The sequence below is a fragment of the Agromyces aurantiacus genome (assembly GCF_016907355.1).
Taxonomy (GTDB): domain Bacteria; phylum Actinomycetota; class Actinomycetes; order Actinomycetales; family Microbacteriaceae; genus Agromyces; species Agromyces aurantiacus.
Window position 1 is genome coordinate 73,104 of sequence record NZ_JAFBBW010000001.1, and the last position, 13,455, is coordinate 86,558.

Consider the following 13,455-nt stretch of genomic DNA (forward strand, 5'->3'; position numbering starts at 1 on the left):
GTCGAGACGTCGAAGATGGCGGGCGATCGTGCACCGCGACGTCTCGATGAGCGGGCGATCCGGACGGCCCGATCGCACGGCTACGCGGCCGAGACGCGTGGCGCGAGCAACGGAAACCGGCCCCCGTCATCGCGCATGAGACGGGGGCCGGCGGTCCGGGGCGAGCGGATGCGGCGTCAGCCGCTGGGGGCGACGGCTGACGCCGCGGCATCCGCTCGGGTGGGCACGGCAGCGATCGCCTCGATCTCGAAGCGGTACTCCGGCGAGGCGAAGCCCGCGACCTGCACGAGCGTCGAGACGGGGAAGTCGTGCGTGAAGTGGCGCGCGCGGATCTCGCGCACGTCGTCGCGCACGAGCCGGAAGTCGTCGCGGACGAACACGTTCACCTTGACGACGTCGGCGGGGCTCGCGCCCGCGGCGTCCAGCACGCGCGCCAGGTTCGCGAAGGCGAGCTCGACCTGCTCGCGGACGTCGGCCGGCATCGTGCCGTCCGGGCGCATGCCGATGATCCCGCTGACGAACACGAGGTCGCCGCCCGAGACGCGGATGGCCTGGCTGAAGTCGGCCGTGGGCGGGTACACCCCGGCGGGTTCCACGATCTGCTTGTGCACGCGCGGCCCCCTACGACGCCCCGGCGATCTTGCGATCGTCGTACCACGGCGCGAGCCGGCGGCGCAGCACCGAAATGAGCCACAGCGTGAGGTTCGCGATGATCACCATGACGATCACCATCGCGATCGCCTCGGCCATCATGAACTGGTACGCCGCGTACTCCAGCAGGTGGCCGAGGCCGCCCGTGCCGCCGAGGAACTCGCCGAGCACCTCGCCCGTGAAGCCGAGGGCCGCGCCGCGCTGGATGCCGGAGAGGCTGTACGGCAGGGTCGCGGGGAAGATGACCTTCCAGCCGAGCGCGATGCCGTTCACGCCGAACACGCGGCCGGCGTTCACGAGCGACGGGCTCACCGTCACCGCGCCCTCCATCGTGTTGAGGATGATCGGGAACACCGCGAGCAGGAACACCAGCGCGATCTTCGACTCGTTGCCGAGCCCCAGCACGAGGATGAACAACGGGGCGAGCGCGACCTTCGGGGTCGAATACAGGAGCCAGAGGAACGGCGCGACGGTGAACCGCAGCACCGGCGACCAGCCCACCGCGAGCCCGACGACCACGCCGACGACGATCGCCATGGCCAGGCCGACCAGCGCGTTGCCCATGCTGTACGCGAACGCGGCCCAGAATTCGGGTTCGCCGAGCAGGCGCACGAAGGCGACGACGATCTCGGAGGGCGGCGGCAGGAAGGCGGCGGGCACCAGCTGGAACCAGCTGACCACGGCCTCCCACACGAGCAGGATGCCGCCCACCACGACGAGCAGCAGGAGTCCCCACCTGGCCTCGCCACGGCGCACGACGCGCCGCGGCCGGACGATGCGGTTCGTTCCGGTGGCGGAGGTGACGGTCATCGCCGGCCCTTCCTGGTCCACGGCGCGACCCAGCGCTCCACGAGGGTCACCACCTGCGTCATGCCCACGCTCCAGACCACCACGACGGCGATCGCGGCGAAGGCCTGGTCGGTCTGGTAGGTGTTCGCCGAGCGGATGATGAGCGCGCCCATGCCCGACGAGGAACCGGCCATCTCGGCGACCACCATGCCGATCGTCGCGAGCACCACGGCCTGCCGGAGCCCGGCGAACAGGAACGGCACGGTCGAGGGCAGGTACACCGAGCGGTACAGCTGCATCCGGCTCGCCCCGTAGACCCGGCCGGCGCGGATGATCGACGGGTTGGTCGTGCGCATGCCCGCCGCGATGTTGAGCAGGATCGGGAAGAGCGCGCTGATCGCCACGAGGAAGATCACCGGGCCGATGCCGAACCCGAACCACGCCTTCGCGAGCGGCTGGTACGCGATGGTCGGCGTGGCGTAGATCGTCCACGCGATGGGTCCCACGATGCGGTCGACCGCGAGCACCGAGCCCATGAGCAGGCCGACCGGGATGCCGATGACGACCGCGACGGCGAAGCCGGTCAGCCACGCCTGGACCGAGACGGCCAGGTTCGCGGCGAGCGCCCCGCTCCCGACGAGCTCGAGGAAGCCCTGCCAGATCGCCGACGGCGGCGGGAAGAACACCGGGTTGATCCAGCCGAAGACGCCGACGACGAGCTCCCAGACGACGAGCATCACGACGACCTCGCCCGCCAGCACGAGCGCCTTGCCGCGCGCGCTCAGTCCGGCGAGCCAGGCCGCGAGGCCGCCTCGGCCGAGGTTCGGCCCCGCGGCGAGGAAGGCGCTCATTTCGAGACCGCCGCCGCCGTCGCCTCGCCCTGCAGCGCATCCCACAGGTGGTCGCGCAGTTCGAGGAAGCGCGGGTCGCTCTGCACGCTGCGCTCGGACCGCGGCCGCTCGAGACCGGTCTCGATGACCTCCTTGATCGCGCCGGGGTGGCTCTTGAACACCACGATCCGGTCGCCGAGGAGGATCGCCTCCTCGATCGAGTGCGTGATGAACAGCACCGTCTTGCCCGTCGCGGCGATGAGCTTCTCGATCTCCTCGCGCATGACCTCGCGGGTCAGCGCGTCGACGGCGCCGAGGGGCTCGTCCATGAGCAGGATGCGCGGCTGCGCCACGATCGCCCGGGCGAGCCCGACGCGCTGCTGCATGCCGCCCGAGAGCTCGCGCGGGTAGGAGTGCTCGAAGCCGGCCAGGCCGACGAGCTCGATCGCCTCCTGCACGCGCTCGCGCCATCCGGCGCCCTTGAGGGCCTTCTGCATCTCGAGGCCGAACCGCACGTTGTCGAACACGGTGCGCCACGGCAGCAGCGCGTAGTCCTGGAACACGACCGCCCGGTCGGGGCCGGGGCCCGTGACCGGCCGGCCGGCCACGAGCACCTCCCCCGCCGTGGGCTTCACGAGCCCAGCGATCACGTTCATGAACGTCGTCTTGCCGCAGCCCGACGGGCCGAGCACGGTCACGAACTCCCCCTCGCGCACGTCGAGGTCGACGCCCTCGATCGCGACGAGCTTCGAGCCCGTCCGTGCCACGTCGTAGCTCACCGTCAGGTCGCGCACCGAGATCAGCGGGGCCTCGGATGCCTCGCCTCCGGCCGGCTCGATGGTCGTCGTCGTCATCGCAGTCCCCTCTTCCACGCTCACGGGAGCCCCGTCGCTCACGTCAGTGCCGGTTCGGCGGCGTGCTCCCGCATCTTCGGCAGGACCTCGGTGCCGAGCAGCTCGATCTGCTCGAAGAAGCGGTCGAACTTGAACCGGAAGTCGAAGACCAGGTGCTCGGTGCCGATGGCCTCGAACTTCTTGAGTTCCTGCACGGCCTCGTCGGGATCGCCGACGATGAGCTGGCCCTCCAGGTCCTCGACGGTCTCGAACCTACCCGAGGGCGGCTTCACCGCGAACTTCGCCTTGTTCGCCCAGGCCAGCAGGCCCGGGATGTTGACGTGCTTCAGCGCCTCCTCGCGGGCCTCCTCGATCGAGGTCGGCGGGATCACGGCCACGGTCGGCATCGGGCGGCCCGAGGCATCCGTCATCTCGCGCATGGTGGCGATGCGCTTCTCCATGGTCGCGAGCGAGATGCGGCCGGGCATCCACCCGTCGGCGTACTCGGCCGCGAGGCGCGCCGAACGCGGCGTGGCGCCGCAGTACCAGAACGGGATGCGGCCGCCGACGGGCTTCGGCTCGATCGTGACGTCCTCGAACGAGAACACGCCGTCGTCGTAGGTGACGTCGTTCTCGGTGAAGACGCGCTTGAGGATCTCGGCGTTCGATCGCACGAGCTCGACGCGGTCGAGGTCGCCCCAGCCGACCGCCTCGAACTCGTGGTCGAAGGTGCCGGCGCCGAAGCCCAGGATGAGGCGCGGGCCGACGAGCTGGGTCATGGTGCCCGCCATGAGCGCGGTGATCAGCGGGTGCCGGAACGGGATGAGCGACCCGGTGCCGAGCTCGATCTTCTCGGTCACCGCGCCGATCGCGGTGAGCGTGGTCATCGCGTCGTAGAACGTGCGATTGGGCTTCTCCATCTCGCCGTGCGGCTCGAACACGAGGTGGTCGCGCACCCACACGGAGTCGAAGCCCATCTGCTCGGCGAGCTTGGAGCCCTCGAGCAGCTTCTCGCGGCTGGCCTCCTCGCCGAAGTGGGGCAGCAGCAGTCCGAACTTCATCGCCATGGTCAGTTCCCTTCCTTTCCGGCCGTCTCGGCCGAGCGTTCGGCCGGTGCGGCCGCGAGCTTCCCGTATCCGGGTTCGCCGACGACGGCGCCGTCGGCGTAGACGTCCCGGCCGCGCACGAGGGTGCGCTCGATCCGGGTGCTGATGCTGCGGCCGTCGTACGGCGTCCAGCCGATCTTCGAGAGGACGTCGTCGTTCGTGATGGTCCACTCGTGCTGCATGTCGGCGATCACGACGTCGGCGTCGGCGCCGACCTCGAGCGCACCCTTCACGCCCGCGAGCCCGAACTTGTCGGCGGGGATGCGGGCGACCATGTCGACCGCGCGCTCGAGCGTGAGCTCGCCGCGGTTGACGGCGTCGAGCATGAGCTCGTAGTAGTACTGGATGCCGGGCGTCCCCGTGTGGGCGCTCCACATCTCGGTCCAGCCGATCTCCTTCTCCTCGCGGGTGTGCGGCGCGTGATCGGAGCTCGCGATGTCGATCGTGCCGTCGCGCATGCCCTCCCAGATGGCGGCGCGGTTGTCGTCGGGCACCCAGTACGACAGCGCGTACGGCCCGAGCGTCTCGACGTCGTGCCACGTCGAGAGGAACGGCGCCCAGTGGTTGACCTCGCACGTCACGTCGATGCCGGCCGCCTTCGCGCGCCGCACGGCTTCGATGGAGCGGCGGGTCTGGATGTGCGCGATGTGCACGGGGCATCCGGATGCCTCGGCGAGCCGCAGGATGACGTCGATGGCCGTATCCCAGATGACGCCCTCGCGAGCCGCGTACGCCGAGGCGTAGCCCTGCGGCGTGTTCTCGCCGCGGGCCAGGACCTCGCCCTCGATGTAGTCCATGAGCGCCTGGTCGTGCGGGTGCACGATGAACCGCTTGCCGGTGCCCGCGATGCGGTCCATGATCTGCAGCAGGTGGCCGTGGTCGTGGATGCCGGTGCCGGCCGGGTGCGGGTAGGTGCGACCCGTGTCGACGACCATGTAGATCTTGTAGGCGTTGATGCCCATCTCGGCCATGGGCACGATGTCGTCGAACTTCGTCGGGGCCGGGTTGTGGTTCCAGTCGACGATCGAGGTCGCCGCGTACCGCTCGAACACGTCGGTCAGGGTTTCGACGTCGACCGTCGGGGGGTTCAGGTTGGGCATCCCGAAGATCGTCGTGACGCCGCCGGCCGCCGCCTGGCGGGTGGTCGTGAGGATGTCGTCCTTGTGCTCGTAGCCCGGCTCGCGGGTGTGCACGTGGACGTCGACCATGCCGGGCAGCACGAGCCGCCCGGTCGCGTCGATGGTGCGGTCGGCGTCGACCGGCACGTCGGCCGCGACGATGCCGGCGATACGGCCGCCGTCGACGAGCAGGTCGGCGGCCGTCGGGCCGGACGGCGTGACGACGATGCCGCCCGCGATTCTCAGGTCGATGGTCACTGTGCTGCCTCCATGCGCTCGAGGGACTCGCCCTGGCCGGGCGAGCGGGTGGTGCGGACGTCGACGTGGCTCGGGCGCACGTGGCGGTCCAGCCAGTCGACGATCAGCGGGGTCGTCTGCTCCCAGTAGCGGTCGTAGGCGGCGTAATGAGTGGTGTGCCGCTGCATGACGAGCTGCTTGGGACCGCGCGCCGCGGTGTAGAGCCGTTCGGCGTGGTCGGTGGGCGTGGTGGCGTCGCCCTCGACGCCGATGACGAGCAGCGGGGTCGTGAGGCGGGATGCCGCGTCGATGGGCCGGTAGGCGAGGATCTCCTCGGCGCACGAGAGCGGGATGGCGCTCGGGATGCGGTCGTCGACGTCGGCCTTGATCGTGGTCGCGCGGCGCTCCGGCGTGGGCACCATGATCTCCTCGCGCGGGTGCACGAGTCGGCCCGCCCCCGTCGTGACGCGCACGCGGCGGTCCTGCTCGAGGCCCGCGAGGAACGAGAGCCATTCGTGCTCCTGGCGCATGCGGTGCAGCCAGTCGGTGCCGTCGGCGACGGGCACCTGGCTCACCGCGGCCTTCACGCGCGGGTCGGCGTCGGCGAGGAGGACCGCGTTGCCGCCGCCCGTGCCGCCGGTGCCGAAGACGCCGATCGCGTCGGCGACGACGTCGTCGCGCGTCGTGAGGTAGGTGACCGCGTTGACGAGGTCCTGCAACTGGCGCACGGGCGAGAGGATGCCGCGGTCGCCGCCCGAGTCGCCGAAGCCGCGGTAGTCGAAGACCAGCACCCCGAATCCGGCGGCGGCGAGCGCCTCGTGGTAGCGCACGTAGAGCTTGGCGTCCTTGAGTCCGAGCCATCCCGGACCCTGCACGATCGCGCGGAACGGGCCGGGGCCCTCGGGGGTGCGCCAGAGTCCCGCGAGGCGGTCTCCCTCGCTGTAGAACTCGACCGGTGTCGTCTGCATGGATGCGACGTCCTTCCGTTGAACGCTGCGACGCGTGGTTCGGGCGCATGCCGTCGCCCGTGATCCAGATCATGACCTATTTTGGATCCAGAATCCAGTATTGATTTCGAAATCCTCGACATGCGAGGATGGCGATGACGACCGGTCGGGCTTGATCGGTCGGGCCGGCCCGGGATTGGGCCGCGAGTCGCCGACGCACGTCGGATCACGCACACGCACACCCGTCCCGGAGGAACCATGCCCACGCCCGACCAGCCCGCCCCCCGCACCTCCCGCGCCGCGCGCACCCGTCGCGCCGCCGCGATCGCCGCGGCCGCGGCATCCGTCGCCCTGCTCGCCGCGTGCGCGCCCGGCGCCCGGGCCGGCGGCGACGACACGCCCCAGGCCGAGGCCGCGTCATCCGGATACCCGGTGACGCTCGACAACTGCGGCACCGAGGTGACCTTCGAGCAGGCGCCGCAGCGCGTCGTGACGATCAAGTCGTCGACGCTCGAGCTGCTCCTCGCGCTCGGGCTCGAGGATCGCGTCGTCGGGGCCGCGTTCACCGACGGACCCGTGCCCGACGAGTACGCGGACGCCGCCGCGGGCATCGACATCCTCTCCGACAAGGTGCCCTCGCAGGAGGCCACCCTCGCGGCCGAACCCGACCTCGTGTTCGCGGGCTGGGAGTCCAACCTCACGGCCGAGGGCGCCGGCGACCGCGGCACGCTCGAGCAGCTCGGCGTGCACACCTACGTCGCCCCGGCCGCGTGCCAGGAGGAGGGCTACCAGCCCGACCCGCTCACCTTCGCCGGGGTGTTCGCCTCGTTCGAGGAGGCCGGCGCGATCTTCGGCGTGCCGGATGCCGCGGCCGACCTCGTCGCCGCGCAGCAGGCCGCGCTCGACGCCATCGAGCCGAACGACGAGGGCCTCACCGCCCTCTGGTACTCCTCGGGCGACGACCAGCCCTTCGTCGGCGCCGGCATCGGCGCACCGCAGATGATCATGGAGGCCGCGGGCCTCGAGAACGTCGTCGGCGACGTGCAGGACTCGTGGACCTCGCTGTCCTGGGAGGCCGTGGTCGACGCGAACCCCGACGTGATCGTGCTCGTCGACGCCGCCTGGAACACCGCCGAGTCGAAGATCGCCAAGCTCGAGGCGAACCCGGCCACGGCTGCGATGCCCGCCGTCCAGCAGGGCCGCTACGTGATCGTCGACTTCCCGGCGACCGAGGCCGGCGTGCGCAACGTCGACGCGGTCGCCTCGATCGTGGAGCAGCTCGGGGCGCTCTGATGACGGTGCAGGCGAGCAGGGCGCGCGACGAGCGCAGGGCGACGGATGCCGCGGGCGCGGCGTCGATGCGTCCCGCTCGCGCCGACACGGGCACGGCGCTCGGCGTCGGCATCGCGCTGGGCGTGATGCTCGCGGCATCCGTCGTGCTCGCCGTCACGATCGGCCCCGCCGGACTCGCCCCGGCCGACGTGCTGGCGTCGATCGCCGCGCACCTGGGCATCGGGGAGCCGACGCTGTCGCCGCTGCGCGACGGCATCGTGTGGGAGCTGCGGATGCCGCGCGTCCTGACCGCTGCGGCGGTCGGCGCGGGCCTCGCGATCTGCGGCGTCGTGATGCAGGCGCTCACCCGCAATCCGCTGGCCGACCCGTACCTGCTCGGCCTCTCGTCGGGCGCCTCGGTCGGCGCGGTGATCGTGCTCGTGCTCGGCATGGCGATCGCGCTGCCGGTCGCGGCGTTCGCGGGGGCGCTCGCGGCGCTCGCGGCGACGCTCGGCCTCGCACGCGCCGCCGGCGGGCTCAGCCCGACGACGACCGTGCTCGCCGGGCTCGCCGTCTCGGCCGTGTTCGGCGCGATCACGAGCCTCGTGATCTTCTGGAGCGCCACGAACGACAGCTACCGCGAGATCCTCAACTGGCTGCTCGGGTCGCTCTCGGGCGCGGACTGGCCGGCGGTCGCGCTCGCGGGCGGCGCCCTGCTCGTCGTGGGCGTGCCGCTGCTCGCGACCGGGCGCACGCTCGACGCGTTCGCGTTCGGCGACACCGCGGCATCCGCCCTGGGCGTGCACGTGCCGCGCACCCGCGCGCTGCTGCTCGTCGCCACCGCGCTGCTCACCGGCGCGCTCGTCGCCGTGAGCGGCGCGATCGGGTTCGTCGGCCTGATCCTGCCGCACGCCGTGCGGCTCGTGATCGGCTCGCGGCACCGCGCGCTCCTGCCGCTGTCGGCGCTCGCGGGCGCGGTGTTCCTCGTCTGGGTCGACACGGGCGCCCGCACGCTGTTCGATCCGCGCGAGCTGCCGGTCGGCATCCTCACCGCGCTCGTCGGCGGGCCGGTCTTCGCCGCGCTCCTGCTCCGCACCCGGAGGGCGTCGTGAACGCGCCGCGGCCCGGGGCGGGCCTCGAGGCGTCCCGGGTCAGGTTCGCCCGAGGATCCCGGCTCATCGTCGACGGCGTCGACCTCACCGTGCCGCGCGGCGCGGTCGGCGCCCTGCTCGGCCCGAACGGCGCGGGCAAGAGCACGCTCCTGCACCTGCTCGCCGGCGTGGAGGCCGCGGAGGTCGCGGCGCTCACGCTCGACGGCGACGACCTGGTCGCCCTGCGCCGCCGCGAACGCGCCCGGCGCATCGCGCTCGTCGAGCAGGACGCGCAGGCCCCCGACGGACTGCGGGTCGATCACGTGGTCGGCCTCGGACGCGTGCCGCACCAGTCGGCGTGGGGCGGCGACTCGGCGCGCGATCGCGAGATCGTCGCCCGATCGCTCGCGGCCGCCGGCGCGTCGTCCTTCGCTCAGCGACGCTACGACGAGCTGTCTGGCGGCGAGCGCCAGCGGGTGAACCTCGCGCGCGCGCTGGCGCAGGAACCCGAGCTCCTGCTGCTCGACGAGCCCACGAACCACCTCGACATCCGCGCCCAGCTCTCGACGCTCGAGCTGCTCCGGCGATTGGCCGACGACGGGCTCAGCGTGCTCGCCGCCCTGCACGACCTGTCGCTCGCGGCGTCGTACGCCGACCACGTCGTCGTGCTCGCCGAGGGCGCCGTGGTCGCCGCGGGTGCGCCGGCCGACGTGCTCACGCCCGAGCTGATCCGCGCGGTGTGGGGCGTCGAGGCGACCGTGCTCGCACACCCGGCCACCGGGCGTCCGCTGATCGCGTTCGCCCCCGCCGGCACGGACGGCGGCACAGGCGGCGGCGCGACCGCGGGCGACCCGGGTGATCGCGCGCTGGTCGTCACCGACTCCCCCGCCGCATCCTGAACCTGCGATCTCCTGAGAGCGGACGGCGCGACGCATCGACGGGCGTAGCGTGGGGGCATGGGTGAGCTCAGCGACGCACGCCGCGACCTGCTCGAGTCGGTCGCGGAGGAATTCCTGCACAACTCGTGGCGCGGCCGAAGGCTCGTGGCCGTCGAGGGCACGTCGGGCGGCCCCGCCTCGCGCTTCGCCGACGACCTCGCGGCCGTGCTCGCCGAGCGCGGCCAGCCCGTCGTGCGGCGCTCGACCGGCGACGTCGACGAGGCGGCGCTGCGGCGCGAGACCGTCGAGCCGTTCCGCGCGGGCACGCTGCCCGGGGCCGAGGACGACGAGACGGTGCTGGTCGTCGACGGCCGCCGCCTGCTCAACCGGTCGGTGCGCGGCGTCTGGCACTTCACGGTCTGGACGCTCGGCGGCGACGAGCTGCCCCACGACGCCGTGAACGTGAACGTCGACGTGAGCGACGAGGCGGCGCCGTCCCGCTACTTCTACGACCTCTGCAAGCTCCCGCCGAGCATCGGCGAGCGCCGCGCCGACCCCGTCGTGCCGGCCGTCGAGCCCGCGGCACCCACGACATGACCGCGGTCGACGGAGCGGTCCGCGGCATCCCGATCACGACCGCCGAGGAGCTCGAGGCGATCGTGGGCACGCCGATCCCGCGCGTGGCCGAGAAGGTGCGCGATCGCCTGCAGGACGTCGACCGCGAGTGGCTCGCCGCGGCCCCCCTCGCGTTCGTCGCCACGAGCGACGAGCACGGGCGTCTCGACGTGTCGCCGAAGGGCGATCCAGCGGGATTCGCGCTCGTGCTCGACGACACGACCCTCGCGATCCCGGAGCGGCCCGGCAACCGCCGGGCCGACGGCTTCCGCAACATCCTGCGGAATCCGCACGTCGGCCTGCTCTTCGCCATCCCCGGCCGCGGCGACACGCTGCGCATCAACGGCCGCGCGACGATCGTGCGCGACGCGCCGTTCCTCGACGACATGGTCGTGAAACGCCACCGTCCCGCGCTCGCCCTCGTCGTCGACATCGACGAGGTGTTCTTCCACTGCTCCAAGGCCTTCCTCCGCTCGCGCGCGTGGCAGCCCGAGGAGTGGCAGCCCGACGTCGTCCGCCGTCGCGCGCTCATCGCGAAGGCGATCGAGCAGCCCGAGGCCGACGTCGCGACGCTCGACGAGTACTACGGCCCCTCGTACGCCGACCGGATCTACGGGTGACCGCCGCGCCTCGCGACCCGATCGCGATCCAACCCGGCTCTGGCATGCTCGGAGCATGAGCGCGTCGGCGATCCCGGAGCGCGTCCGCTGGGCGGTCGCGGTGCTCGACCCGCGGCCCGGCGAACGGGTGCTCGACATCGGGTCGGGCACGGGCGCGTCGGTCGAGGCGCTGCTCGCCGAGATGGGCGGGGCGGATGCCGCGGCGCCCGCGTCGGTCGTCGCGATCGACCGCTCGGGCACGGCGGTCGCACGCATGCGCGAGCGGCTCGCCGAGGCGGCCACGACCGGCGCGGTCGAGGTCGTGCATGCCGGGCTCGCGGACCTCGACCCGGCGCTCGGGCCGTTCGACGCGGCGGTGTCGGTGAACGTCAACGTGTTCTGGACCTCGGCGGCCGTGCCCGAGCTCCACGCGCTCGCGCGCGCGCTGCGGCCGGGCGGCCGGCTGCTCGTCGCGTTCGGCATCGGCCCCGTGCCGCTCGCCGACGCCGGCCACCTCGACGGCGTGGCTGCCGCGATGCGGGCGACGCCCTGGTTCGCGGTGCGCGAGCGCCTCGAGGCCGAGCACGGCTCCGGCGTCCTCGCCGAGCGCACGGAGGCGCCGGCCGACAGCGCGTGAGGCGCCCGCGCGGGCGCCCGCGCCGCGGCATCCGCTCAGGACAGGATGTCGCGCGTCGCGAACCGCCAGGCGGCGAGGCCGCCGAACACCGCGACGTACGCCGCCTGGAGCAGCGCGTTGTCGCCGAACGAGTCCCATGAGGGCGGCGAGCGCAGCAGGTCGGCGAAGTCGAACCAGCGATCGGTGAACAGCCACGGGTGCAGCCATTCGAGCTGCGGGATGGCGCCCGCGATCTGCGCGGCCACCGCGAGGATCGCCGTGGCCGCCATCGCGCCGACGGGCACGACGGTGAGCGTCGACGCGAACAGCCCGATCGCGCTGAGGCCCAGCATCGACACCGCCACGTAGGCACCGATCGCGAGGAGGCGCAGCAGCCCCTCGCCGACCGGGATCTGCCCGCCCGAGAGCACCGTGACGGGCCCGACCGGGAACAGCGCCCAGCCGATGAGCGTGCCGACCGCCACGACGACGAGCGCCCCGGCGACGCAGAACACGGCCGCGACGAGGTACTTCACGACGAGGAGCCGCATGCGACCGGCGGGCGCGATGAGCAGGTAGCGCAGGGTCCCGAGGCTCGCGTCGCCCGCGATCGCGTCGCCCGCGACGACCGAGATCGTCAGGGGCAGGAACAGCGGCGTCGCCACGACGAGCGCGGTCACGCCGACGAACAGCCCGTTGCCCGCGACCTGGTCGAGGAAGGCGGGGCCCCGACCGGGCGACGAGGCGCCGGCGACCCGGATCGCGACGGCGATGAGGATGGGGATGAGCGCGAGCGCCGCGAGCATCGCCCACGTGCGCCAGCGGCGGAACAAGGTCGCGACCTCCGAGCCGAGCAGCGAGAGGCCGAGCGCCGGGCGGCCGCCGGTGGCCTCAGGCGACGACATCGAAGCCCTCTCCCGTGAGCTCGACGAAGCGCTGCTCGAGGCTCGCGCGGCGCACCGCGAAGCCGCGCACGCGGACGTCGCCGGCGACGAGCGCCGCCACGATCGCGTCGGGCGGCGGCGGATCGTCGCCGAGGACCGCGGTGACGAGGGCGTCGACGGATGGCGCTCCCCGCCCGTCGTCGGCCGAGGCGGTGGCCGCGGCATCCGTCACCAGCCCCAGCCCGGCGAGCACGGCGCGAGCCCGACCGGGATCGGGCGTCAGCACCTCGACCCGCGACTCCCCCGACCGCCGGAACTCCTCGAGCGTGCCCTGCGCGACGAGCCGCCCGGCGCTCATCACGCCGACGTGCGTGCAGAGCTGCTCCACCTCGGCGAGCAGGTGGCTCGAGACGAACACGGTCGTGCCCTCGGCCGCGAACGAGCGGATGAGCGCGCGGACCTCGCGCGTGCCCTGCGGGTCGAGGCCGTTCGTGGGCTCGTCGAGCACGAGGAGCTCGCGCGGCATCAGCAGCGCGTTGGCGATGCCCAGCCGCTGCTTCATGCCGAGCGAGTAGGCGCCGGCCTTCTTGCGGGTGGCGTGCGCGAGCCCGACGCGGTCGAGCGCCGACGCGACGCGGGCGCCGCGCGTCGCCGGAGCCGCGTGCCGGTCGGCGGCGTCGAAGCGTCGCAGGTTCGCGGCACCCGACAGGAAGGGCGCGAACGCGGGCCCCTCGACGAGCGCCCCCACGCGCGGCAGCACGGTGTCGAGGTGTCGCGGCATCTCGTCGCCGAGGACGTGCGCCGTGCCGTCCGTCGCGCGGACCAGGCCGAGCAGCATCCGGATGGTGGTCGTCTTGCCCGAGCCGTTCGGCCCGAGGAACCCGTACACCGCACCCTGCGGCACCGCCAGGTCGATGCCGTCGACCGCGGCCTGCGCGCCGAAGCGCTTGGTGAGCCCCTCCGTCCGGATCGCGAGGTCGCTCACGCGC

General features: G+C 72.8%; 15 protein-coding genes. 6 read left to right on the forward strand and 9 right to left on the reverse strand.

What is annotated here, in order from left to right:
- Positions 1-176: 176 nt before the first annotated feature.
- The 7 genes from JOD46_RS00325 to JOD46_RS00355 are packed head-to-tail and all read right to left on the reverse strand — an operon-like array spanning position 177 to position 6,532.
- A complete protein-coding gene (locus JOD46_RS00325) occupies positions 177-611 on the reverse strand; it encodes a RidA family protein (protein WP_204390740.1) in 435 nt (144 codons plus the stop codon).
- Positions 612-621: 10 nt separating this feature from the next.
- Positions 622-1,461 carry an ABC transporter permease gene (locus JOD46_RS00330; protein ID WP_204390742.1) on the reverse strand — a complete coding sequence of 280 codons (840 nt, stop codon included), beginning with the start codon at positions 1,459-1,461 and terminating at the stop codon, positions 622-624.
- On the reverse strand, positions 1,458-2,291 hold the full coding sequence (locus tag JOD46_RS00335) for an ABC transporter permease (protein ID WP_204390744.1): 834 nt from the start codon (positions 2,289-2,291) through the stop codon (positions 1,458-1,460). Before JOD46_RS00335 ends, JOD46_RS00330 begins: the two co-directional genes overlap by 4 nt.
- On the reverse strand, positions 2,288-3,124 hold the full coding sequence (locus JOD46_RS00340) for an ABC transporter ATP-binding protein (RefSeq protein ID WP_204390746.1): 837 nt from the start codon (positions 3,122-3,124) through the stop codon (positions 2,288-2,290). Before JOD46_RS00340 ends, JOD46_RS00335 begins: the two co-directional genes overlap by 4 nt.
- 38 nt (positions 3,125-3,162) lie before the next feature.
- A complete protein-coding gene (locus JOD46_RS00345; RefSeq protein WP_204390748.1) occupies positions 3,163-4,170 on the reverse strand; it encodes an LLM class flavin-dependent oxidoreductase in 1,008 nt (335 codons plus the stop codon).
- A 2-nt stretch (positions 4,171-4,172) separates the two neighbouring features.
- Positions 4,173-5,585: a dihydroorotase gene (locus tag JOD46_RS00350; RefSeq protein ID WP_204390750.1), complete on the reverse strand. Its 1,413-nt coding sequence runs from the start codon at positions 5,583-5,585 to the stop codon at positions 4,173-4,175.
- Positions 5,582-6,532: an alpha/beta hydrolase gene (locus JOD46_RS00355; protein WP_204390752.1), complete on the reverse strand. Its 951-nt coding sequence runs from the start codon at positions 6,530-6,532 to the stop codon at positions 5,582-5,584. Before JOD46_RS00355 ends, JOD46_RS00350 begins: the two co-directional genes overlap by 4 nt.
- Before the next feature lie 237 nt (positions 6,533-6,769).
- On the opposite strand from JOD46_RS00355, the gene JOD46_RS00360 reads away from it, so the two are divergent.
- The 6 genes from JOD46_RS00360 to JOD46_RS00385 are packed head-to-tail and all read left to right on the forward strand — an operon-like array spanning position 6,770 to position 11,603.
- The gene (locus JOD46_RS00360) at positions 6,770-7,804 is read left to right on the forward strand and encodes a putative F420-0 ABC transporter substrate-binding protein (RefSeq protein ID WP_204390754.1); all 1,035 of its coding nucleotides are present in this window, start codon (positions 6,770-6,772) and stop codon (positions 7,802-7,804) included.
- Positions 7,804-8,895 carry a putative F420-0 ABC transporter permease subunit gene (locus JOD46_RS00365; RefSeq protein WP_372431798.1) on the forward strand — a complete coding sequence of 364 codons (1,092 nt, stop codon included), beginning with the start codon at positions 7,804-7,806 and terminating at the stop codon, positions 8,893-8,895. The genes JOD46_RS00360 and JOD46_RS00365 overlap by 1 nt, the downstream gene beginning before the upstream one ends.
- On the forward strand, positions 8,892-9,773 hold the full coding sequence (locus JOD46_RS00370; RefSeq protein ID WP_204390762.1) for an ABC transporter ATP-binding protein: 882 nt from the start codon (positions 8,892-8,894) through the stop codon (positions 9,771-9,773). Before JOD46_RS00365 ends, JOD46_RS00370 begins: the two co-directional genes overlap by 4 nt.
- A 57-nt stretch (positions 9,774-9,830) precedes the next feature.
- The gene (locus JOD46_RS00375) at positions 9,831-10,349 is read left to right on the forward strand and encodes a nucleoside/nucleotide kinase family protein (RefSeq protein ID WP_204390764.1); all 519 of its coding nucleotides are present in this window, start codon (positions 9,831-9,833) and stop codon (positions 10,347-10,349) included.
- Positions 10,346-10,987 carry a pyridoxamine 5'-phosphate oxidase family protein gene (locus tag JOD46_RS00380; protein ID WP_204390765.1) on the forward strand — a complete coding sequence of 214 codons (642 nt, stop codon included), beginning with the start codon at positions 10,346-10,348 and terminating at the stop codon, positions 10,985-10,987. Before JOD46_RS00375 ends, JOD46_RS00380 begins: the two co-directional genes overlap by 4 nt.
- 55 nt (positions 10,988-11,042) lie before the next feature.
- Positions 11,043-11,603 carry an SAM-dependent methyltransferase gene (locus JOD46_RS00385; RefSeq protein WP_204390767.1) on the forward strand — a complete coding sequence of 187 codons (561 nt, stop codon included), beginning with the start codon at positions 11,043-11,045 and terminating at the stop codon, positions 11,601-11,603.
- A gap of 35 nt (positions 11,604-11,638) precedes the next feature.
- Here JOD46_RS00385 and JOD46_RS00390 read toward each other — a convergent pair whose 3' ends face one another.
- Together JOD46_RS00390 and JOD46_RS00395 are read right to left on the reverse strand one after the other, a co-directional pair.
- On the reverse strand, positions 11,639-12,487 hold the full coding sequence (locus tag JOD46_RS00390) for an ABC transporter permease (protein ID WP_204390769.1): 849 nt from the start codon (positions 12,485-12,487) through the stop codon (positions 11,639-11,641).
- Positions 12,474-13,451 carry an ABC transporter ATP-binding protein gene (locus tag JOD46_RS00395; RefSeq protein ID WP_204390777.1) on the reverse strand — a complete coding sequence of 326 codons (978 nt, stop codon included), beginning with the start codon at positions 13,449-13,451 and terminating at the stop codon, positions 12,474-12,476. The genes JOD46_RS00390 and JOD46_RS00395 overlap by 14 nt, the downstream gene beginning before the upstream one ends.
- Between the last annotated feature and the right edge of the window lie 4 nt (positions 13,452-13,455).

Bases quoted from the DNA above. Each gene is read 5' to 3' on its own strand.
- JOD46_RS00330 (WP_204390742.1), bottom strand. From the start codon at position 1,461: ATGACCGTCACCTCCGCCACCGGAACGAACCGCATCGTCCGGCCGCGG.
- JOD46_RS00335 (WP_204390744.1), bottom strand. From the start codon at position 2,291: ATGAGCGCCTTCCTCGCCGCGGGGCCGAACCTCGGCCGAGGCGGCCTC.
- JOD46_RS00340 (WP_204390746.1), bottom strand. From the start codon at position 3,124: ATGACGACGACGACCATCGAGCCGGCCGGAGGCGAGGCATCCGAGGCC.
- JOD46_RS00345 (WP_204390748.1), bottom strand. From the start codon at position 4,170: ATGGCGATGAAGTTCGGACTGCTGCTGCCCCACTTCGGCGAGGAGGCC.
- JOD46_RS00355 (WP_204390752.1), bottom strand. From the start codon at position 6,532: ATGCAGACGACACCGGTCGAGTTCTACAGCGAGGGAGACCGCCTCGCG.
- JOD46_RS00360 (WP_204390754.1), top strand. From the start codon at position 6,770: ATGCCCACGCCCGACCAGCCCGCCCCCCGCACCTCCCGCGCCGCGCGC.
- JOD46_RS00365 (WP_372431798.1), top strand. From the start codon at position 7,804: ATGACGGTGCAGGCGAGCAGGGCGCGCGACGAGCGCAGGGCGACGGAT.
- JOD46_RS00375 (WP_204390764.1), top strand. From the start codon at position 9,831: ATGGGTGAGCTCAGCGACGCACGCCGCGACCTGCTCGAGTCGGTCGCG.
- JOD46_RS00380 (WP_204390765.1), top strand. From the start codon at position 10,346: ATGACCGCGGTCGACGGAGCGGTCCGCGGCATCCCGATCACGACCGCC.
- JOD46_RS00385 (WP_204390767.1), top strand. From the start codon at position 11,043: ATGAGCGCGTCGGCGATCCCGGAGCGCGTCCGCTGGGCGGTCGCGGTG.
- JOD46_RS00390 (WP_204390769.1), bottom strand. From the start codon at position 12,487: ATGTCGTCGCCTGAGGCCACCGGCGGCCGCCCGGCGCTCGGCCTCTCG.